This window comes from Streptomyces sp. NRRL B-1140, assembly GCF_001280065.1.
Taxonomy (GTDB): Bacteria; Actinomycetota; Actinomycetes; order Streptomycetales; family Streptomycetaceae; genus Streptomyces.
Genome location: NZ_LGEA01000023.1, coordinates 1 through 335 on the forward strand (window position 1 = coordinate 1; position 335 = coordinate 335).

The following is a 335-nucleotide window of genomic DNA, read 5'->3' on the forward strand; positions in this document are numbered from 1 at the left end:
GGTGGTCATACGGCTTCGCCTCCGGGGTTGGCGACGCCGACGGTGTTCTCGACGGAGAGCAGGGATTCCTGCCGGCCGGTGCCGATCCAGCGGACCAGGGCGACCAGGCCCAGGGCGAGGATGGCGAAGGCGATGAGGATGGCGCTGACCGCGGTCACACTGGGGTCGATCTCGAAGGTGAGGGAGTTGTAGACCTGCACCGGCAGGGTGACGGTGTTGACGGAGGACAGGAACTGGGAGATGTAGAACTCGTCGAAACTGGTGATGAAGGAGAAGACCGCCGCCGCGATCATGCCGGGTGCGGCCAGGGGGAAGGTGATGCGCCGGGCGATGGT

At 66.0% G+C, this 335-nt stretch carries 1 protein-coding gene; it reads right to left on the reverse strand.

Features of this window, described 5'->3' with window-relative positions:
• Positions 1-5: 5 nt before the first annotated feature.
• The coding region (locus ADK65_RS04110) for an ABC transporter permease (protein WP_420708951.1) at positions 6-335 on the reverse strand (330 nt) is incomplete at its 5' end.